Below are 20568 nucleotides of genomic sequence, written 5' to 3'. Positions count from 1 at the left end.
ATCTACAAGTTAGAAACGGTGCTCTAAAGCGACATAGAACGTGCGGCCAATAACGTCGTATCCCATATTGGTCGGATAATACGGATGGCTATTGCGATCTGGATGCCCCTCGGTAAACAATGGCGGCGTCGTATCCGTTAAGTTATTGATACCCAGCGTTAACTTAGTACCAAAATCAAAACGGTAGCTGCTGTTTAAATTTAAACGTTGCTGCGCAGCAACCTTGCTCCATACTCGTTCTTGATATTTTTTACCTGCTGCATCAACTAGGTTCCAAATATCGCTACCTTCGCCGGTGCCAAGGTAATACCAGCTTAAGTTAGTGCTAACACCATGAAAGGCCCAGTTTAACGAAACGGTGCTTTTCCAAATCGGCAAGTAGTCATCTTTTGTTTCTTCTAACCGTTCACCACCAGCAAAAGCTTGGTAGGTTTTTTCCATGGTATAAGATAAGTTGGTTTTTAAACGAAACTTACCAAACTGATCTAAATTCAAGTTGTAGGTTAGTTCACCATCTACCCCTTGCGAAGATTCATACGCACTATTAATGGTGCCACGGCGCACACAAAAAATATCTTTATAATCTTGCCCTGGTAACTGCTGCATAATGTAACCAATCGAGTTTAAATCGTTACATGAACTTGCTTGACCTGTCATATCATAGGCGGGGTTGCCTAATATTCTATCAACAGTTTCAGTGTAAACTGCACCTTCTAACGAAATACGCCAAAAATCTAAACTAGAGCTTAAACCTTCGGTTATTTGCGCAACAACACCTAGGTTCCAAAACTTACCTTTCTCTTCTGCTAGCTTGATATTACCGGCACTAATTGATTCAAAGTTATCATCAATGCCATCTGGATAATTAGGATCAACTTTTATCGTCGTACTGCTGAAACTGCGGCTAACACCACCATACATTCGCTGCAGATCTGGCGCACGGAAACTGCGACCTGCGTTGGCTCTTAATAGGATGTCTTCATGCGGCTGATAGGTAATTCCCATCTGTGGTGTTAACGCGCCACCCACTTCAGATTTATCATCATATTTATCGTAACGCACCGCGATGCTTGCATCCATTTTGCCATAGCCAGAACTCGCTTCTAGCAATGGAATAGCGGCCTCGCCAGCCAGAGCATAACGTTTACGCTCTCCGCGTCCTTGGGTACCACCTTGGCCAATTAAGTTGCCACTTAGGGTGTCTTCATCTTTAACGTCGAAAAACCAATCACGTGCCCACTCTGCAGACAGTGCAAATTGCACTGGGCCATTCGCCGTATCAATTAAATCGCCGGTTAGTACCGCTTGCAGTTGGTTCATGCCAGAGCCGGCATCGGTTAGTGTTTCAGCATACAAGTAATCTGCTTGTGCTGCTGTCATCTTATCCATTGGATACCATTTATCGGCATTAGCAGAATCAGCAGGGTTAAAACTGATAATATCTAACAAACGGTCTGCACGCATTTGGTTAACGCCGGTACGCTCAAAACGACTTTTACCATAAGCCCAGTTAATTTCTAAACCGTAATCACCTACGTTACCGGCAACACCAAGTGACATATTTAAATTTTTCTCTTCACCAACGTAATCTCGTACTTGGCCATAATCATCTAACCGGCGGTACATCCGAAACTCTTTGGTGTTAGCAAAGTCGGTAGCGTCATAACTATACTCGCCAGGGTTATCCGCATTCATATAGAAGGTTGGTGTCACGCCCTTTTGACTATTGCCCTTCACCGTTTTTTTATCACTACCTTGCAATAACATACTGTATTGCCAGTTTTCATTTAAATCACCTGACTGATTTAGTACAAGGTTATATTCGGTTTTTGCCGTATGTAGGCCATCTTGATTATATAGTTCATAGCGACATTTATAACGACTTTCGCTGCCATCCCACACGGCGTTATCGCCAAATAACTCATCACATTGCTGCTGATTCGCCATAACATAATCTTGCTTATGAAATACTTTACCGTAATCACGAATAAATGCAGAAGTAGAGCTATGTTTTTCAGTGCCATCGGGGCCACCTACTGTAGTAAAGTCACGCTGTCCAGCGCGTAAAATCTCAGCATCACTGTACTCGAACACAACCATGGTTTGACCCAGCTTGGTTTCAAAACCCGTGGTTAATGATGCCTTGGTTTTATCTCTGCCACCGTGCTGCGGGTTTTCATGTCGTACGTTTATTGTGCTACCGTCATAACTTTTCTTTAAAATGATATTAACTACGCCACCAATAGCGTCTGAGCCATAAATAGCTGATGCACCGCCAGTTAATATTTCAATGCGCTCTACCGCGCTGGTAGGAAAGGTTGAGGTATCGACGAAATTTGAAGACCCGCCCGTAGCTGCCGGATACTGAGGTACCCGCTTACCATTCACTAATACTAAGGTACGGTTAGCCCCCATGCCGCGTAAATTGATAGTGCTTGCGCCCTGCGTCCAGCTGCTTTCGTTACCTTCAATAGTACGGCCAGCATTGGCTACAGAAGCTTGTAATATTTCCTCTACATTACTAAAACCACTTAGTTCTATTTCTTATGCCGTAATAACAGTAACAGGCGCAACACCTTCTAAGTCGGTGCGTTTAATGCGTGAGCCGGTAACTTCAATACGTTCAAGCGGGGCGACGGTATTATCTTGTGCATAAATGGAGGCAGTAAAACCGGCGCTGCCAAACGCTGTTGTTAATATTGCGGCCTTAATGGCCAGCGCCACTGGTGTGTTTTTATTCATTATTATAGTCCCAAGTATTATCGCTGAGTTAATCGTTAGTATTTATCGTGCAGTACCAAGCACACCCTGTTAGCTGAAAGCTATTAACTTACCAGCACTAGGTTTATCTCTCTGCTGTGCATCAGCACAATCACCACTAAGTCCTTTCTTAACCAGTTATAACTCTATTTAATATCTATTGGCTACCAATCAACAACTTACATTAAAATTCTATTGGTGAGAAAATTAGCTAATTAAGGCTAACTTAACTTATTGCAGTGTTCGCATAGGCAGTTTTTCACCTAAAATTGTGCCGCGGCGTAACTCGCCCTTTTGCCATAACAAAATCTCGCCAGCTTTACCGCGCTTAATATTGCTATCAACCGAGATAACCTTGCCGCCATAATGCGAAAACACACCGTCCATCGAGGTGTGTCCAACAACTATTTTACTCACATTCAAACGGGCTAACAGTTGTGTTAACTCAGTCTCCGTGAGACTATTTTCTTCGCGAAAATAACCGCGATACCACAGCGGGCCTAAAGAGCCATACAAGAAATTAAGCATCGGTTGCTGTTTTAATGCATCTTTAGCCATACCAAGAGATTGTCTAAACTGTTCGTTGACCTCGGCCAACGATAAGCCTAAAGCTAAGTAATCAGGGTGCATACCACCATGCATAAACAGCATATCGTTAACTTGCAGCAAAACAGGCTTAGTGCGCAGCCATTGTCCCAAAATAGTGTTTTCAGCATACAGCCCGGTATAATCAGTGCCTAACTGCTCCGCAACCTTCGTATATTTTTCATTTACATAGCGCAAGTCGTTATATAGCACCATCGTTTCATGGTTACCCAGCAACATATGCACTTTACCCCCAGCAGCTTCAGCCTGCTGCTCTAGTTGATACAACCACCAAAAAATTTCTGTTACCTGAGGTCCTCGGTCCATAACGTCACCGACTACCACCAAATGCCCACTACCGAACGACCAGTTAAAATCGGCATCGACTATCGCATTAGCCTGCAGTAGTGTTGTCATAACACCATACTGGCCGTGAATATCACTAAGTACAGCCAGGCTATCAGCGGTAAATTGCACCTTGGGATCAACCGCTTTATGCTGACGAAGTGTAATATCTCTCGAATAACCACATACCGGTTTAATAACCTGGTTTATCGGTTGAATTTTTTCAACAGTGCACACCCATTGCACCTTCAATTGCTGTTTATTATCGCTGTAAAATACGTAAGGGCCGTCATCAGCTATAACCTGATGACTACTGAACAACCCACTAAGTATAAGCACCGATAAAGCGATAAACGTATTGGTTAACGGTTGAAGCATAGTTTTTTCCTATATAGTCAATAAAATAACTGAGCACTGCAAACAGTTAATGCGAGACTGTTTTAAGCAGCATGCAGCAAGACTACTGCAGGAACAATCGACAGTCGGTGGCGGCAGCACTATTTTCGGCCGTTTTATTATCTTTTTTCACTCTATTAGGGGCAGTGCGAAAGAATATTTAGCGTGGCGGGTTAAAGCTTAAACTTGGTGTAGTGATTGACGCACTAAGGGCTCAGTTGCGCGCTGATAGAAACTTGCGATAACACCATTTCTTACTTGCATTTGCGTAGGCATAGCCAAGGTTTGTCGTACCTGGCTTTTTAACGTAATGTCACTTTGAGCGTCGTCGTCAGCCATATTAGCGGCCGAGTCAGAACCACTGTCTTGCTCGATTTCTGGTAGGCCTTTGCCCATACTGCTAGTTTGCTTTACAAGTTCAGCCTGTGCCTGAGTTTGTTGCTGCGCGGCTTGCACAGCAATACGTCGGTCGGCCGATGATGGCTCGCCTGGCGCTAGAGCGGCGGCTCTAACTTGCTGCATTTTTTGTATTGTCGCTTGCGGATCACCCGGTATCGGTGAAATGTCTATTTGCACTTCGCCATCTACCGCATATCGCTTACCATCAGGGCCAAGCTCGTAAGAATAACTTGGCGAACCGGCATGGCTACCGCCTAAAGCTGCGTGAGCCTGTTCATGTATTTTCACTTCTTGATCACGGCTTTTTAGCTGTTGAATTTTCTGTTGTTCTTGCTGTTCTGCTTGTTGCTGTTGTGTATCGCGCTGTGCTGCTTGCTCTTCTTCGCGTTTGGCGTCATCACCCTGTTGTTCTGGGTCTGGCTCACGCTCACCGCGACCATCAATAGCTTGCTGTGTTTCTGTTTCTTTACCCTTAGCATCGTACAAGCCGCCGGTAGAGGAACTATTACTGCTAGAACGGGGTTTGTCATCACTAACTACCGGTTTTTCTGCGCCGGATTTCTCTACTTGTTTTACTGGCGTAAATAAATTCTGACGTAGCGAATCGCTCCGCGCCATTTCGGTCGGCGGGTTGGCGGTGTTAATGCTAACGTTAGGATAATTAGATACCAGCATTTATCTACACTCGAATATCAATCACAGTGCCAAGCATTTCATCGGCTGCTTGGATGGTTTTTACGTTTGCCTGCGCATTGCGTTCTTCTTGGCCCAACTGCACTAAGCTATTGGTTAGCGATACTGGTTGCTGCGCGCGCAAACTACGTGCCTGATCTGGTGCGTCTGCTTGCGTCAGCGCTTGGTCAGTTTCTACTGCTCGATTAACTTGAGTTTGTTGATTAATGTTTAAGGTTGCATCGGTAACGCCCGCACTGGCGCGCGAGAAACCTTGCATACCAGAATATAACGCCGACTGAATGTTCATACTACAACTCCTGCAACCTTAGCAATACTGTCTAATTATTAACCATAATGAGACTAAATGAAAGGGCAGCAGCAATTTAGCTGTGTTCACCGCCGTTAACCGCTAATTTATCCAGTTGTAGCCAGCCATTAAGCCATGCTACAAACTCAGTTGGCGCAGAAATAAACGGCGCATGGGATACATGCTCAAGCACGCTAAACTGCGCCTGCGGCTGCAGTTGCTGCAGCCGTTCAACTACCTTAGCAGGCACCAAGGCATCAAGCCGACCATAAAGACCAACAATAGGCTGAGTCAGTGCAGAAAATTCGTCTCGTAAATCAGTTCTCAGTAGTTGTAGCGCGCCCTCAATGGCTGCTAATTCCGGTGTTGGGTAAGCCATTATCGTTTGCTTTAACGCTTTAATATCCTGCCGTGCCGTGTTACTGCCCATAGCTTGTATCGCTAAAAACCGCTCGATAGTTAGTGTTAAGTTGTTACTTAAAGACTGAGCAAACTGCTGCATAATCGACTGTGCCATTCCAGGCCATTGTGGCTCAAAAGGCACAGATAGCTCAATAGACGACGGCTGCGCCATAAAACACGGTGACGCAGCAACGAGCCCTAGCTGCAGTACTTTCTCTGGGAAACGGCTAGCCAAACCAATAGCCAATAAGCCACCTAGCGACCAACCGCAGACATAGCTGTCCGCCGGTATTTCTTGTGCTAATTGCTCAACAACAGCATCAAGTTGATACGGTTTAGGAAACGGTCTATTTAAACCAAAGCCAGGTAAGTCAGGGGTAAGTATCTGTAGCTTATTACCCAACAGATGCGTAATGCCTTGCCACACGCCTTGATTCAGCCCCCAGCCGTGCAGAAGCACCAGTGTTGGTTTGTCAGAACTCATTCTTGCTGCCATAGTTGTTAAATTGTAAATTAAAAGGACTTAATTTATTGCACCATTTTATTGTTTGGCTGCAAAAAATCTGGCATTGGCTGTTGCCGACACCTTGTTTGTGGTGCAGTTTACCGGTTCAGCATTTTAAGCGCCAGCTATGCAACGCCTGCCAACACGCCTTGCCAGAATTACCTTATCAGCTATGCCATTATAATTTACTGTGGTTACCCAGTGTAGCGCGCGGTTTAGCAAAACCCGGTTTTAATGCTTTGCTTAGTGTTGGTTATTATCAACAACCTTACCAGCATTGGCTGCAGCGTTGGAAATTTGGTCAAGACTATGCGGCGGGTGATTTATTACAACAGCAATTTACTGCGCTAATGAGGCAGTACCAACAACATAATAATACCTTACCGGAAGCGATAATGTTTGTGCCTATGCACGCCAGTAAGCAGCGCAAACGGGGTTTTAATCCAGCACAGGTTTTGGCTCAGGCCGCGGCGGCACAATTACACATTCCACTTTTACCGTTGCTTACACGGCCAAAACGTCAACAAGCGCAAGTAGGTTTAGACCGCAAGCAGCGCCAGCAAAATTTACGCAATGCCTTTGTGCTGCTGCCTAATTCAGTGATACCAGCGCGCATTGCGCTGGTTGATGATGTAATAACTACAGGAGCTACTGCCAATGAACTATGTAAAATTCTGCGCCGCCATGGCGCAGAACATATCAGCTTATGGACAGTAGCAGTAACGCCAGCGCCCTAACGCGCTGACGCACTAAACGCTGTGCCTAGGTACATCGCATTAACTAACAACCGGCTTGAACCATAAAAGTAACCGCGAAATACCGGGTTATCACTCATCGCTATTACTCGGCCTTTACCAAGATTATGTGCCAACATTACTGCACTTTGGCTAATGCGCGGCACATATTCTGCTGCGGTATAGCCGGCTAATTGCGGGGCACTGCTGTATAAAGCTACGTTAACAAACGGCGTGTCGCTAGGTTGTAATAACATAGTGCCATTTTTAAATACCGGCAGCGTATTGCGGGTTAAACCAAACGTAAGTGGGTGACTTAAATCTAGTTCAGCCTGATAAATTGCTCCAGCAATACGCTGTTTACCCGCGAGTAACTCTTTATCTTGGTAGCTAAGATCATTACGCGGTATTAAACCTGTCATTTCATCGCCTTGCCACACACCAGCTTGCAATAAACCTACTTTTGCCAACCAAGCTGCGCCGCGCTTATGGCCCCACAGCACACCACCACGCTCGGTCCAAATTTTTAGCTGGTTTATTTCTTTGTCTTGCCATTGATTATAATTGCCATCCGGTAACACAATATGGCTATAACGGCTCAAGTCTAAAGATCTTAGCTTTTCCGGTTCGGCTAAGGACGGTGAAATGCCCGCAAGTCGCTCTAAGTTGTACCAGGTTTCACCCGCCTCAATCGAGTTAACATCATTTCCCGCCAGCAATAGTACGGTAGGCATAGTCACTGGAACAAACTGGCTACTGCCTAAATCACTGCCTTTAGCCGTTAAGCCAGTGCGAATAGCATAAATAGGTAGCGCAAACCGCTGTTGTACTTTTTGTAACCGCGCAAACCAATCTAACTCTGTTTGTAAACCCGCAGCCAACACCATGGCGCCAGCTTTTAGGTTTATTTCACTATCATTGCTAGTCGTGGCAAAATCGGCCATTGCGGCACGCACTACCAGTTTTTCTGCTAATAACGCTTGCAGCAATAACGGCGCCTGTTGATCTTGCCAGTTAAAGGCATAAGCATAAGCACCGGCGGTTAATGGCTTGCTTTTTTCAGCATTAAGCTGCCACGACGCACTTAATTGTGCTTTAGCAGGTTCACGGTTAACTGCAGCAAACTGAATATTAAAGGCATAAGGTAATGTCCAAGCCGATACGTCATAAAACGTATTATCGTTAAAGCTTTTCTCGGTGCTAAACATGGCCTTTATTAACCGGTACTGCGGCTGTTGCAACGGAATATAGTAGCTGTTGCCAGCGCTATAGGTAATATCACCTTCTTGCCAGTCGCGGCTTAGTTGATAAATTTCTACATTATGGCGCTGCAACAACTCTAACAGCGATGCCATACGGCTTTTATCAGCCGTTTCGGTCAGTATGTAACCTTTGTTTTTACTGCTTTTTGCCTGGCTAGCAGCAGACTTATAAAAATCGTGCTGGTATGACAATAAATCCGCACGTTTAGCTACCGCACCGCGAATGGTAGATAAAGACGCTGTCAGTTGGTTTTGAATTGTGTCGCTAAAGTTCAATAAACCATTAATTGAGTCTTGTGCATGGCCGCGGCTACTTGCTTGCTCAAACAAAATTCCTACACTACCTTGAACATCGGGGTAAGTTGAGCCTTTGCCGACATAAAAATCATCAAAACTTTCTTCGGTAAAATACAGCTGCTTAGCTTGATCAAACGCTGCCGCATGAAATTTAGCCAGCTCCTGAGTTAGCGTAAAATTACGTTTTGGCGTTAGCGGATAATTGCGGCTAGGAATGCCCGGCTGAAAGAAAAACGTGCTGTTAGTACCCATTTCATGGTAATCGGCAACGATATTTGGCAACCATTTTTGATACTGCGTAATGCGAGCACGACTTTCAGGATGTTGCAATAACAACCAGTCACGGTTTAAGTCAAACCAGTAATGATTTGCGCGACCACTTGGCCACGGCTCATTATGTTCGCGATGCTGGGTGTCGGCAACTGCAGCTGCACCTTTGTGCATATTTGCCCAATGCGCAAAGCGGTCAAGACCATCGGGGTTTAAACTCGGGTTAAGAATAATAACGGCATTATCTAGCCAATTACGCACCTCATCATTTTGTGCCGCAGCTAAATATTGGGCGACTAATAACGAAGAATTAGCACCACTAGGTTCGTTACCATGAATGCTATAACCCAACCAAATAATAACCGGCGCATCGGCTGCGGTTTCTTCGCCGCCGCGTGCCGCATCAATATGCTGTTTACGAATTTGTTCTAAGCGCTGTAAATTTCGTTCTGAAGAAATAATCAACTGCAGTAACGGCCGCTGTTCGTGGGTATAACCAATAGTTTCAAACTGCACTCGCTTTGACGCGGCAGCAAGCTGCTCGGCATAACGCTGAATTTGATCATGGCGCACATGCCAGTCGCCAACGTTATAGCCCAACACTTGGTTTGGTGATGGCAGGGTTGAATTTTCAACACTGGGCACATATTTAGTATCTGCAACACTGTAAGCACTAAGCGCAAGTAGCGCTAATAAGGTGTAACTTTTCATAATTGATATCCTCTAAGCTGCGGCTAAATTAGCGAGAACAGACGCAAAACTCAAGCGGGGCTGGCATCACCGAAACAGGAGGAGTATCATAGCCATTAACCTAGTAATTTAGTCAGGTACTCTTATGATTATGATTTCTGAACAGGCGCAAGAGCATTTTGCCAAGCTGTTATCTAAGCAAGCAGCTGGCACCAATATTCGGGTGTTTGTTGTTAACCCAGGCACGGCCCAAGCGGAGTGCGGCGTATCTTACTGCCCACCAGACGCTGTGGAAGAAGCTGATTTAACCTTAAACTTTAACGGGTTTAATGCGGTAGTAGATAGCGAAAGTAAACCATTTTTAATTGACGCGGAAATTGACTTTGTTACCGATCAAATGGGTTCTCAGCTTACATTAAAAGCGCCGAACGCCAAAGTACGCAAGGTGAGTGACAACGCCTCATTAATGGAGCGCGTGCAATACGTTATCGATAGTGAAATAAATCCACAACTAGCCAACCACGGTGGTCGTGTATCTGTAATGGAGCTGACACCAGAAGGTGTTGCGGTATTGCAGTTTGGTGGTGGTTGTAACGGCTGTGCTCAAGTTGATTTAACACTAAAAGAAGGCATTGAAAAAGAATTGCTCAATCGCTTTGTTGGTGAGCTAACGGCCGTAAAAGACGTTACCGAACACGAACGCGGTGAGCACTCTTACTACTAAGCCGAACGGTAACCCTGACTAAAAAGAGCCAGCTATTTACGGATAATAAATAGCTGGTTTTTGTTATATTGAGGTTGTGATGCTACGTTTCATTCTGCCTTTGTTGCTATTAACCTTGTTGCCGGCACAGGCGGCTGTAATGTTAATTTATCACCATGTTGCTACCGATACGCCACGAGTTACTAGCGTTACGCCAACCGAGCTACGCCAGCATCTACAGCACTTAAAAGACAATAAATTTCAGGTTGTCGCCTTAGATACACTTATCAGTCAATTGAAAAACAACCAGCCTATTGCCGATAATGCAGTGGTTATTACGTTTGACGATAGTTATGAGAACAACTTCACCACTGCACACCCAATACTGCAAGAGTTTGGTTACCCGTACACCATTTTTATTAGTCCTGGCAGCATCGACAAGGGTGATGGCCCGCTATTAAACTGGCAACAAGTAAAGCAAATGTCTGATGATGGCGTACTCGTAGCCAACCACGCTATGTGGCATGAACATATGGCAAAACCAGACGCTGGCGAAAGCCAAGCACAGTGGCTTGACCGAATGAAGCAAAGCATTTTAAGTGCAGAAGCAAGCATTGAACTGCACACCGGGCAACGTCATCAATGGTTGGCTTATCCTTACGGCGAATACAGTGCTGAATTGGAAAAACTAGTATTAGATCTTGGTTTTATTGGTATTGGTCAACACTCTGGCGCAATTGGTAATAATACGACACTAAGCAGTATTCCGCGCTACCCAGCGGCAGGCCAGTACGCCGAGCTAACTAACCTTAGCCAGAAACTACGCACGCTACCTTTTCATATTAGCGACTATCATGGCGTTAACCCAGTTAATAAGCAAAACCCGCCCACACTGACTGTTACTTTGAATACTGCAGACTTTAAACCACAGCAATTGCAGTGTTTTTCCGGTAGTGAATTAATGAAACCAAGCTGGTTAAATGATAATACCTTTAGTGTTACCGCAACAAAAACCTTAGCAAAAGGCCGCAGCAGGTATAACTGCACGGCGCCAGCATTAAGTAAACCGGGCTATTACTACTGGTACTCTCAACCTTGGCTTAATTAGCGTTAAGCTTGTTTAACACCAGAGGGAAATCAGCCCGCAACTGCTCAACATTAATAACCGGCAATTCGCCCTGTTGCATTGGCGGTTTAAACATTGCCACTAACTGGCCCTGCGGGTTAATAAGCGCAACCGATGCACTGTGGTCAACCAAGTAATCTTCTGCAGTAGTGCTACTAAGTGCATACATAAGCCCTAACTGACGCACAAAAGGAAACAACTGATCATGCCCTGCCGTCATGCCTAGTACGTTTGATTGGTCAAAGTAATTAACATAACGATTAAGCTGCTCAGTATTATCACGTTTTGGATCAACAGAAATAAACCATATTTTTAAAGGCTGCTTTACTAAAGTCGCTAATTCTGGTTGCGCACCAGCAAGCTTTGCCAATGTAAGCGGACAAATATCGGGGCAGGAAGTGTAACCAACAAAAGCCAGTGTCCACTGGCCGTATAATCGCTCACGATTAACCAACTCACCATGCTGATCGGTTAAATTAAAGTCGGCTAAAGCCCTAGGTTGCGGATAAACTAATGCTAGCTTGGGTTCGTTATTCATCTGCGACAGCTGGTACAACATAACACCAACAACCAGCGCTGCAGCTGATAATAAAACGTAAGTTAGGTTACGAAACATAGATCGGCGACACCTTAAAGTAATGGTCAACTAACAACAGCAGAAATAGTACCATTAGATGCACAATTGAAAACTTAAATGTCGCCATTGCGGTGCCGGTATCAGCATTAAACTTCAATTTCCATGCGTATTGCATAAAGCGGAAATTTAGCAGAGCGCTGCCGACTAGATAAATTGCACCACTCATACCGACTAAATATGGCATTAAACATACCAAGAATAAGATAACGGTATAAAGACAAATCACACTTTTAGTAAAGTCGATACCATGGGTTACCGGTAACATTGGCATATTTACTTTGGCATAGTCGTCGCGTCGATGAATAGCCAAAGCCCAAAAGTGCGGCGGCGTCCAAGCAAAAATTATCATCACCAGCAATAATGCGTGGCCATGAATTTCGCCGGTCACAGCAGTCCAGCCTAATAATGGTGGCATTGCGCCAGCCAAACCACCGATAACAATATTTTGTGGTGTAGCTCGCTTTAAAAACATGGTGTAAACCACGGCATAACCAAATAGGCTGGCTAGGGTTAACCACGCAGTTAACGCATTAACCACAACATACAGCACAACAAAACCAGCAACCGCCAAACCTATTGCAAAACTGGTTGCTTGAGTAGTACTAATGCGCCCTTTTGCCACTGGCCGGCTATAAGTACGCGCCATCTGGGCATCAATACGCTGGTCTACCACATGATTAATAGCCGCCGCCGCCGCCGACAGCAAACCTATGCCTAAGGTAGCAAAAAACAATGTTTGCACACTAGGTAAACCAGGCACGGCTAGCATCATGCCTACCCACGCGGTTAATACCAGTAGCGCTACAACTTTAGGCTTAGTTATTTCTAAATAGTCACGTAGCCGGTTATTGGCGGCTCTTGCTTTTAGTACTGCAGTCATAGTGTCTCCTTGCCTACGTTGGTATTACTATGGCGCAATTGCATATAAATTAGCACCAGCAGCATTAACAGGTTTGCCGCAACAAAGTTGTGCGCTACAGCGTTAGCTAGTGGTAAATGCAATACCACGTTCAACACACCTAAACTAAACTGTAGCAGCAATAATAGCGCTGCGGCTAAGGTCAGGCGTTTTAAAGTGCTGCTTGTCGCTCGGCGCCATACCTGTAGCAAAAAGCTGGCCAGCACTAACAAGGTTATTACTGCGCCAAAGCGGTGAAACACATGCACGGTTTGCCGGGCTTCAGCTGACATCACACCGTATTCGTAATCGTCATGGCCAAGGTGTAACGAAAAAGCTTCACTGACATTTAGGCGTTGCAACCAGCCTTGCTCACATACCGGTAGCTCTATGCAAGCCAAAGCCGCGTAGTTTGCTGCAGTCCACCCACCTAAAGCGATTTGGCAAATTAATATCGCTATTACTAGCAAAGCAAAGGGCTGTAGGGATATTAGCTTAGGTTCAAACACGCGATATTCTGGATGCAATTTTAGCCAATGCACGGCAAGTAAGCTTAAAATACTAAAGCCGCCCAATAAATGCCCCATCACCACTAATGGCAACAGGTTTAACGTAACTGTCCACATGCCAAGCGCGGCTTGAAACACCACCAAAGCCAGCAACACACTGGGTATTACTTTGCCGCTATGCTTGCTAAATATACTGCTGAAAAAAATAGCAGCGATCAGCAAACCTAAGCTACCAGCAAAATAACGATGCACCATTTCGTTCCAAGCTTTATGTGCTACCACCGGTCGCTCAGGAAATGCCTGCTCAGCCGCAGTAATATGATGCTGCAGCTCTGGGACTTTTAAAAAACCATAACAACCTGGCCAGTCGGGGCAACCTAAACCCGCATCGGTAAGCCGAGTGTATGCACCTAATAAAATAACACCCATAGTAAGAAAAATAGCGATACCTGCCAGCCATTGTTGTGTTCTCATGCGCTAGTCCGGTCGTAATTAAGTAATTTAAGTAAGTCTTTTCGAATGGCCTTGGCTGTTAGTGCCATTTCACTCTCCGCCTCTGGCATCGGGTAGCTAAGTAGCACCAAGCCTTGTTGGTCGATCAATAAAATACGCTGTTCAAGTGCGGCAGGTACAGCTTGGCGTGGCGCACTTAATACAAACATCGCGTAGTCGTCAGGTACAGCTTGTTGGCTAATTAGCACTGGCTGAACTTGGTCTTGCTTACGGCCTAAACCAATATAAAGCTGCTTTAATGTAAATAGTGCCTGCAAGCAATGTTCGTTGCACTGCGCTTTTGATGTAACGGCCAAGCGCCAATGCGCTTGATCCTTGGTGGCGTCAAGCAAAAACACATCAGACTGCTGCCACTGCCCATTACTAGAGGCGCCACCGTTATACCAGCCCATTGCCAATACCACCTTAGCGGCTAATAATGGCAAGCCACAACAGAGTAAAAATAATAGCAAAAATTTGTTTTTATTCATGTTTTGCTTTTCCTTGATGACTAGCGGCTAGAGCCACGCCCAGCACGACAACTGCCAACAAAAACCATTGCAGTGCATAACCCCGGTGCTTTTCTGGTAGTAATACCACCGGCTTATAATGCGGTATAAAATCGGTATTATTTTGCTGATATAACAGCGCCGGATATAACGACAAATGGCTCATCGCAGACAGCTCTTCATAATTAACTTGTTGAATACGCATTGGCCAGCTGCCGGTTTGTTCTGCATTTTGGCCAAGCAGCATTAGGCCATCTACTTTGGTTCGTAACAAAGCCGATAGCGTAAATTCCGGCCGGATCGTCAGTTGGGGGAACTCATCACGCTGTGCTGTTGCTGCCAGCCAACCTAAATTAACTAATAAAGGTTGGGCTAAACCATCCGCTTGTACCGGAATAATTACGTCGTAACCTACCCGCCCATCAACAATTTGGTTATCTAGCAGCCAAATTGCTGGCGCTAGCCAACGCACTGATCCTTGTACCGGAATACCATCTCGGTCGGCACTATTAATAGTTTCAAGTTGTGATGGCGACAGTGCACCTGCAGTTTGTAGCACGGCCAACCTTGCTAGCTGCTGGGTTTTTTCTTCAGCGCGATTTAGCTGCCACAAGCTCAGGTTGATTAAAATAACAAAAGCGGTCAAAGTGAGACCAGACCACAGCGGATTAAGCGTAAAGCAATGATTTGCCAGCTTAACTTGCATGACAACCACGTTGGAGTTTGTAACCTATGTTGATTAAATTAATTATCATCGCGCTACTACTTTTTATTATTATTAATTTAGTTCGTGCTGGACTGGCCATGCTTAAACAGGATCAGCCCAATGTTAAAATGTCGCGTTTTATTGGTTGGCGAGTCGTGTTTTCTGCCCTTTTGTTGTTGTTACTTTTTATTGCGCAGGCTATGGGGCTGATAGAGCCCAACCCCAGACCATACTAAACGTCACAGTACATAAACAAACACATACAAACACAACCACACCACATCAACAAAGTGCCAATACCAAGCACCGGCGCGAAAGGCAAAATGCTTTTCTGGCGTAAAGTGTCCTTTTAATATCCGCAAAAACACAAAAATTAAGATAATTGTGCCCAGCGTAACGTGCATGCCATGGAAACCAGTCAGTAAGAAAAAGGTGCTACCGTAAAAACCTGAAGCTAAGGTTAGACCTAAGTCAGTATAAGCATGAATATATTCATATACTTGTAAACTAAGAAAGGTAATACCCAATACGATAGTGACAAACATCATCAGCTTTAGCGTGCCGCGTTTACTTTGCTCCAGTGCAACATGCGCAAAGTGCAACGTAACAGACGATATAACCAGTATTGCCGTATTAATTAGCGGCAAACCAAATGCCGGCATCGCTTGAGTTTCAGTGCCGCCTGGCGTTTTTAACAACGGCCACATCGCTTCAAACTCTGGCCATAGTAACTCAAAGGTCATGGCATTATTGCTGCCACCACTTAGCCAGTTCAGTGCGATAACTCGACCGTAAAATAAAGCACCAAAAAACGCCATAAAAAACATCACTTCTGACATAATAAACCAGCTCATGCCATAGCGAAACGAACGGTCCATTTGATCGCTATATATGCCACTCATCGACTCATCGATAATGTTTTTAAACCAACCAAACAGCATTAGTATTAATACAGCAAAGCCGGCAGTAAGCATGTAGCCACCAAAACCCGGCTGTTGTTTAGTTACCTCGTTGACAAAGTTTCCAGCACCCACTGCGATTAAAAATAAGGCCACGGCGCCGACTATCGGCCAAGGGCTTTGCGCGGGAACATAATATTTTTCATAGGTTTTATTCATGTTATTCCCCTAATTGTGCTGAAGCCGCTGTGCCTTCCCAAGCACTAGTGACATCATACAAAGTGTACGACAACGTAATAGTCGAAAATTGACTAGGCAGTGCTGGGTCGATATAAAACTGTAATGGCATCAACATGTTTTCACCACCAGCTAAGTGTTGTTGGGTAAAGCAGAAGCATTCTATTTTGTGAAAATATAACGCGGCCTGACCTGGCGAAACCGACGGTACGGCTTGGCCGATAATCAACCTTTGGGTTGGGTTCTCGGCTAAGTAATTCATAATATGAATTTCACCGGGGTGCACTTTCATCCGCGTAACTTCGGGCTTAAACAGCCATGGCATTTGCTTATTCGGCCGAGCAATAAACTCAATGACAATTTCGCGGCTAAGATCAATCACCGCAGCCTCAGCTGTTGCCGCCGTAGTCGCGGTTTTGCCGTTAATACCGGTAAGATCACAAAATACGTCGTATAACGGCACCAAAGCGAAGCCAAAACCAAACATGCCCAAGGCAACAATGGCCAGTTTTAGTGTTAATGGTGCGTGCTTCAGTGCCATACGTTGCTCCTACTTAATCTCTGGCGGTGTATCAAAAGTGTGGTACGGTGCCGGTGAGGGTATCTCCCACTCCAAACCTTCCGCGCCTTCCCACACCCGTGCCGTTGCTTTTTGTCCACCACGAGCACATTTCACTAATACCCAGACAAAAATCAGTTGCGATGCGCCAAACAAGAAACCACCAACGCTAATAAGTGCGTTAAAGTCGGCAAACTGCAGTGCGTAGTCTGGAATTCGGCGAGGCATGCCGGCTAAGCCAACAAAATGCATAGGAAAGAACAGTAAGTTAACTGAAATAAGTGAGCACCAAAAATGCCACTGCCCTAGCTTTTCGTCGTACATATAGCCGGTCCATTTCGGCAACCAGTAGTAAGCGGCGGCAATTATGGAAAACACGGCGCCTGTTACCAGTACATAGTGAAAGTGCGCTACCACAAAGTAGGTGTCATGGTACTGAAAGTCAGCAGGTGTAATCGCTAACATTAATCCCGAAAAACCGCCGATGGTAAACAACACCACGAAGGCGAGCGCAAACATCATAGGTACTTCAAAGGTCATGGCACCACGCCACATGGTGGCAACCCAGTTGAATACTTTTACCCCAGTTGGCACCGAAATTAGCATGGTGCAGTACATAAAGAACAATTCAGCAAACACCGGCATACCGGTAGTAAACATATGGTGCGCCCAAACCAAAAATGACAATAAGCCAATACTGGCGGTGGCATAAACCATTGATGAATAGCCAAATAGCCGCTTACGCGCAAAGGTTGGTACTATGCTAGAAACAATACCAAAGGCCGGTAAAATCATGATGTACACTTCAGGGTGACCAAAAAACCAAAAGATATGCTGAAATAGCACAGGGTCACCACCACCTGCCGCGTCAAAAAAGCTGGTAGCGAAGTACTTATCAGTCAGCACCATAGTTACTGCACCTGCTAACACTGGCATCACCATAATTAGCAAGAATGCGGTAATTAACCAAGTCCAGACGAACATTGGCATTTTCATCCAGGTCATGCCGGGCGCACGCATATTGAAGATAGTAACAATTACGTTTATGGCGCCCATAATGGACGATATACCCATAATATGTACTGAGAACACAAACAACGCGGTGCTGTCACCACTAAATTTGGTAGATAGTGGAGCGTAAAAAGTCCAACCAAAGTTTGGCCCGCCACCTGGCATAAATAACGAACCAAGTAGAATTAAAAAGGCAAAGGGTAAAATCCAGAAGCTCCAGTTATTCATCCGTGGCAATGCCATATCTGGCGCGCCAATCATAATAGGGATCATCCAGTTGGCTAGGCCAGTAAAAGCGGGCATAACCGCACCAAACACCATAATTAAACCATGCACGGTGGTCATTTGATTAAAGAAATTCGGCTCTACAAACTGCAACCCTGGCTGAAACAATTCAGCGCGGATCACCATTGCCATACTGCCACCGATAAAAAACATAATCAGCGCAAATACTAAGTACATGGTGCCGATGTCTTTATGGTTTGTGGTATATAACCAGCGCTTTATGCCACTGGGTCGATGGTCATGATGCTCATGCTCGTGATCTGTCACTACTGCACTCATCCGTTATTCCCCTTTACCTTGCATAACCGCATACACGTCCGCAGCCTGTACCAGCTCACCGGTACTATTACCCCAAGCATTACGCTCATAAGTAATTACCGCTGCAATTTCTTTTAAACTTAATTGCTTAGCAAAAGCTTGCATTGCAGTACCGGCCTTGCCATGAAGTACAATATTAATATGGGCAGGCTGATCATTTAAGGCGATGGCACTGCCTCTTAACGCTGGGAATATACCAGGCAGACCTTCACCATTCGGTTGATGACAAGCTGCGCAATGGCCAACATAGGTGCGTTCGCCCACACTCATCAGCTCTTCTAAACTCATATTCATGGCCAAAAGTTCTTGTTCTTCTGCCTTAGCTTTAGCAATGCGTTCAGCTTCAGCATTAAGCCAGATGTCAAATTCGGCCGGCGTTTTGGCAATCACTACAATTGGCATAAAACCGTGATCTTTACCGCAAAGCTCAGCGCACTGGCCACGATAAACTCCGGGTTCATCAATACGTGCCCAAGTTTCATTAATAAAACCCGGGTTAGCATCTTTTTTTATCGCAAAGGCAGGCAGCCACCAAGAATGGATAACATCATCGGAGGTCATTAAAAAGCGTACTTTTTTGCCAGTCGGCAGCACTAATGGACGATCAACTTCCAATAGGTAGTTGTCGCCTTTTTGCCAGCGGTTTGAAATTTGTTCTTTGGGCGTTGCCAGCAAAGAATAAAACTCAACGTCATGTTCAAGGTATTTGTAATGCCACTTCCACTGCGAACCAGTAACCACCACAGTGATATCCGCTTCAGAGGTATCTTCCATGGCAATTAATGTTTTCGTGGCCGGAATGGCCATAAGAATGAGCAAGACTACAGGTATTGCGGTCCAGACTACTTCTACTTTGGTGCTTTCATGAAATTGAGCCGGCTGCACACCACGTGCTTTTCGATGGCGAACGATAGACCAAAACATGATCCCGAACACCACTGCTCCAATAGCACAACAAATCCAGAAAATTGTCATGTGTAGGGTATAAACCTTCTGACTTATTTCTGTAGCCCCTTGTGTCATATTAAGGGGCATTTCTTTAGCGCTAAGGGAAACAGCTGAAAGCAGGGTTGGCAGCGACCAACGAAGACTACGCGTTTTCGTCACTGGACTTCTCCTCTGTCATTTTGCAAAGCAAACTGCAGAAACTAAGTACACAGTAATTCACGGTTCCTAAACACCCACACCGAATCTATGCGTTAAGTTTCATCAGCTAATTATTGTTATTATGGGTTTGACGATTGTCGTCGAAACCAAAACTGACCCTATTGTTATTTTTTAATCAGTTTCAGCTTAAGAATTGTCCAAATTACGCGAAGTGTAAACCCCAAAAACAAAAAAACGCTGGCAAACCAATGAGGTCATACCAGCGCATCTTTGAAAATAACCTTTTGACTCTAGTATAAATTATAGCCAAGAGCCATTGCGGATAACGCCTACAGCCAAACCTTCAACGGCAAAATGCTGTGCACGCAAGTCTACTTTAATTACGTCGAAATCTTTATTTTCTGGCTGTAGCAACACAGTACTGCCATCACGTTGGAAACGCTTTACCGTTACCTCTTCGTCAACACGAGCTACAATTACTTGCCCCGGCTGGGCTTGATTAGTTTTATGTACTGCCAGTAAGTCACCATCTAATATACCAATATCCTGCATACTCATGCCCTGCACCCGCAATAAAAAATCGGCGTGCGGCTTAAACAGGTTAGCATCAACCTGATAATGCTCCTGCACGTGCTCAGCAGCTAAAATAGGTTGGCCGGCGGCTACCTTACCTATTAAAGGTAAACCTAACTGTTCAGGTTCATTAGTGTCAATTAAGCGAATACCTCGCGACGTGCCAGGCATCATTTCTATCGCGCCTTTTTTTGCCAGTGCTTTTAAATGCTCTTCAGCCGCATTTGCTGATTTAAAACCTAACTGCTGCGCTATCTCGGCGCGTGTTGGTGGCATTCCGCTATCTTGTTGATAGGTTTTTATCAGTTGCAGGATTTCTGCTTGTCTTGGCGTTAGTGGTCTCATAGTGCTGGTTACCTGTACAGTGAATAC

21 protein-coding genes are annotated in these 20568 nt (G+C 45.1%); 4 read left to right on the top strand and 17 right to left on the bottom strand.

The annotated features are described in order from the left end of the window. Window positions 1-9: 9 nt before the first annotated feature. The 6 genes from E0Z06_RS00685 to bioH form a co-directional block, all read right to left on the bottom strand. Window positions 10-2541: a TonB-dependent receptor gene (locus E0Z06_RS00685; protein ID WP_279432810.1), complete on the bottom strand. Its 2532-nt coding sequence runs from the start codon at window positions 2539-2541 to the stop codon at window positions 10-12. A gap of 3 nt (window positions 2542-2544) precedes the next feature. Further along, window positions 2545-2742 (bottom strand): hypothetical protein, encoded by a 198-nt coding sequence (locus tag E0Z06_RS00680; protein ID WP_132580957.1) that lies wholly within the window; start codon window positions 2740-2742, stop codon window positions 2545-2547. Between the two features lie 249 nt (window positions 2743-2991). Then, window positions 2992-4068 carry a metallophosphoesterase gene (locus E0Z06_RS00675; RefSeq protein WP_132580955.1) on the bottom strand — a complete coding sequence of 359 codons (1077 nt, stop codon included), beginning with the start codon at window positions 4066-4068 and terminating at the stop codon, window positions 2992-2994. A gap of 198 nt (window positions 4069-4266) precedes the next feature. Next, window positions 4267-5160, bottom strand: coding sequence for a putative metalloprotease CJM1_0395 family protein (locus tag E0Z06_RS00670; RefSeq protein ID WP_132580953.1), 894 nt, complete (start codon window positions 5158-5160; stop codon window positions 4267-4269). A gap of 4 nt (window positions 5161-5164) precedes the next feature. Beyond that, window positions 5165-5467: an excinuclease ATPase subunit gene (locus E0Z06_RS00665; RefSeq protein ID WP_132580951.1), complete on the bottom strand. Its 303-nt coding sequence runs from the start codon at window positions 5465-5467 to the stop codon at window positions 5165-5167. Between the two features lie 76 nt (window positions 5468-5543). Next, on the bottom strand, window positions 5544-6353 hold the full coding sequence (bioH, locus tag E0Z06_RS00660) for a pimeloyl-ACP methyl ester esterase BioH (RefSeq protein WP_243695533.1): 810 nt from the start codon (window positions 6351-6353) through the stop codon (window positions 5544-5546). 47 nt (window positions 6354-6400) lie between these two features. Here bioH and E0Z06_RS00655 point away from each other — a divergent pair, with 47 nt between their 5' ends. Further along, a complete protein-coding gene (locus tag E0Z06_RS00655) occupies window positions 6401-7111 on the top strand; it encodes a ComF family protein (protein WP_243695532.1) in 711 nt (236 codons plus the stop codon). On the opposite strand, the gene E0Z06_RS00650 is transcribed toward E0Z06_RS00655, so the two are convergent. Continuing rightward, window positions 7108-9648 carry a M14 metallopeptidase family protein gene (locus E0Z06_RS00650; RefSeq protein WP_132580947.1) on the bottom strand — a complete coding sequence of 847 codons (2541 nt, stop codon included), beginning with the start codon at window positions 9646-9648 and terminating at the stop codon, window positions 7108-7110. The two genes, E0Z06_RS00655 and E0Z06_RS00650, sit on opposite strands and share 4 nt — an antisense overlap. A gap of 124 nt (window positions 9649-9772) precedes the next feature. Between E0Z06_RS00650 and nfuA the strand changes: the two genes are divergently transcribed. After that, window positions 9773-10351, top strand: coding sequence for a Fe-S biogenesis protein NfuA (gene nfuA / locus E0Z06_RS00645; RefSeq protein WP_132580945.1), 579 nt, complete (start codon window positions 9773-9775; stop codon window positions 10349-10351). 79 nt (window positions 10352-10430) lie between these two features. Further along, window positions 10431-11438 carry a polysaccharide deacetylase family protein gene (locus E0Z06_RS00640; RefSeq protein WP_132580943.1) on the top strand — a complete coding sequence of 336 codons (1008 nt, stop codon included), beginning with the start codon at window positions 10431-10433 and terminating at the stop codon, window positions 11436-11438. Here E0Z06_RS00640 and E0Z06_RS00635 read toward each other — a convergent pair. From E0Z06_RS00635 to E0Z06_RS00615, 5 genes are read right to left on the bottom strand one after another with little or no spacing between them, the layout of a single operon-like run. Next, the gene (locus tag E0Z06_RS00635; RefSeq protein ID WP_132580941.1) at window positions 11431-12072 is read right to left on the bottom strand and encodes an SCO family protein; all 642 of its coding nucleotides are present in this window, start codon (window positions 12070-12072) and stop codon (window positions 11431-11433) included. The genes E0Z06_RS00640 and E0Z06_RS00635 overlap by 8 nt on opposite strands. Further along, window positions 12062-12973, bottom strand: coding sequence for a heme o synthase (gene cyoE / locus E0Z06_RS00630; RefSeq protein ID WP_132580939.1), 912 nt, complete (start codon window positions 12971-12973; stop codon window positions 12062-12064). Before cyoE ends, E0Z06_RS00635 begins: the two co-directional genes overlap by 11 nt. Next, window positions 12970-13974 carry a COX15/CtaA family protein gene (locus E0Z06_RS00625; protein ID WP_132580937.1) on the bottom strand — a complete coding sequence of 335 codons (1005 nt, stop codon included), beginning with the start codon at window positions 13972-13974 and terminating at the stop codon, window positions 12970-12972. Before E0Z06_RS00625 ends, cyoE begins: the two co-directional genes overlap by 4 nt. Then, window positions 13971-14483 (bottom strand): hypothetical protein, encoded by a 513-nt coding sequence (locus E0Z06_RS00620; RefSeq protein WP_132580935.1) that lies wholly within the window; start codon window positions 14481-14483, stop codon window positions 13971-13973. Before E0Z06_RS00620 ends, E0Z06_RS00625 begins: the two co-directional genes overlap by 4 nt. Beyond that, a complete protein-coding gene (locus E0Z06_RS00615) occupies window positions 14476-15207 on the bottom strand; it encodes an SURF1 family protein (RefSeq protein ID WP_132580933.1) in 732 nt (243 codons plus the stop codon). The genes E0Z06_RS00620 and E0Z06_RS00615 overlap by 8 nt, the downstream gene beginning before the upstream one ends. 26 nt (window positions 15208-15233) lie before the next feature. On the opposite strand from E0Z06_RS00615, the gene E0Z06_RS00610 reads away from it, so the two are divergent. Continuing rightward, window positions 15234-15443 (top strand): DUF2909 family protein, encoded by a 210-nt coding sequence (locus E0Z06_RS00610; RefSeq protein WP_132580931.1) that lies wholly within the window; start codon window positions 15234-15236, stop codon window positions 15441-15443. Window positions 15444-15446: 3 nt separating this feature from the next. Here E0Z06_RS00610 and E0Z06_RS00605 read toward each other — a convergent pair whose 3' ends face one another. The 5 genes from E0Z06_RS00605 to lexA form a co-directional block, all read right to left on the bottom strand. After that, entirely contained in the window at window positions 15447-16325 is an 879-nt protein-coding gene (locus E0Z06_RS00605; RefSeq protein WP_132580929.1) for a cytochrome c oxidase subunit 3, read from the bottom strand. 1 nt (window position 16326) lies between these two features. Further along, the gene (locus tag E0Z06_RS00600; RefSeq protein ID WP_132580927.1) at window positions 16327-16884 is read right to left on the bottom strand and encodes a cytochrome c oxidase assembly protein; all 558 of its coding nucleotides are present in this window, start codon (window positions 16882-16884) and stop codon (window positions 16327-16329) included. Between the two features lie 9 nt (window positions 16885-16893). Further along, entirely contained in the window at window positions 16894-18477 is a 1584-nt protein-coding gene (gene ctaD, locus E0Z06_RS00595) for a cytochrome c oxidase subunit I (RefSeq protein WP_132580925.1), read from the bottom strand. A gap of 3 nt (window positions 18478-18480) precedes the next feature. Next, window positions 18481-19551 (bottom strand): cytochrome c oxidase subunit II, encoded by a 1071-nt coding sequence (gene coxB, locus E0Z06_RS00590; RefSeq protein ID WP_132586618.1) that lies wholly within the window; start codon window positions 19549-19551, stop codon window positions 18481-18483. A 372-nt stretch (window positions 19552-19923) separates the two neighbouring features. Further along, window positions 19924-20541 (bottom strand): transcriptional repressor LexA, encoded by a 618-nt coding sequence (lexA, locus tag E0Z06_RS00585; RefSeq protein ID WP_132580923.1) that lies wholly within the window; start codon window positions 20539-20541, stop codon window positions 19924-19926. Window positions 20542-20568: the final 27 nt, after the last annotated feature.

It is taken from the genome of Rheinheimera sp. D18 (assembly GCF_004345025.1).
GTDB lineage: Bacteria > Pseudomonadota > Gammaproteobacteria > Enterobacterales > Alteromonadaceae > Alishewanella > Alishewanella metallidurans.
This window is presented reverse-complemented; position numbering and strand designations above follow the sequence as displayed.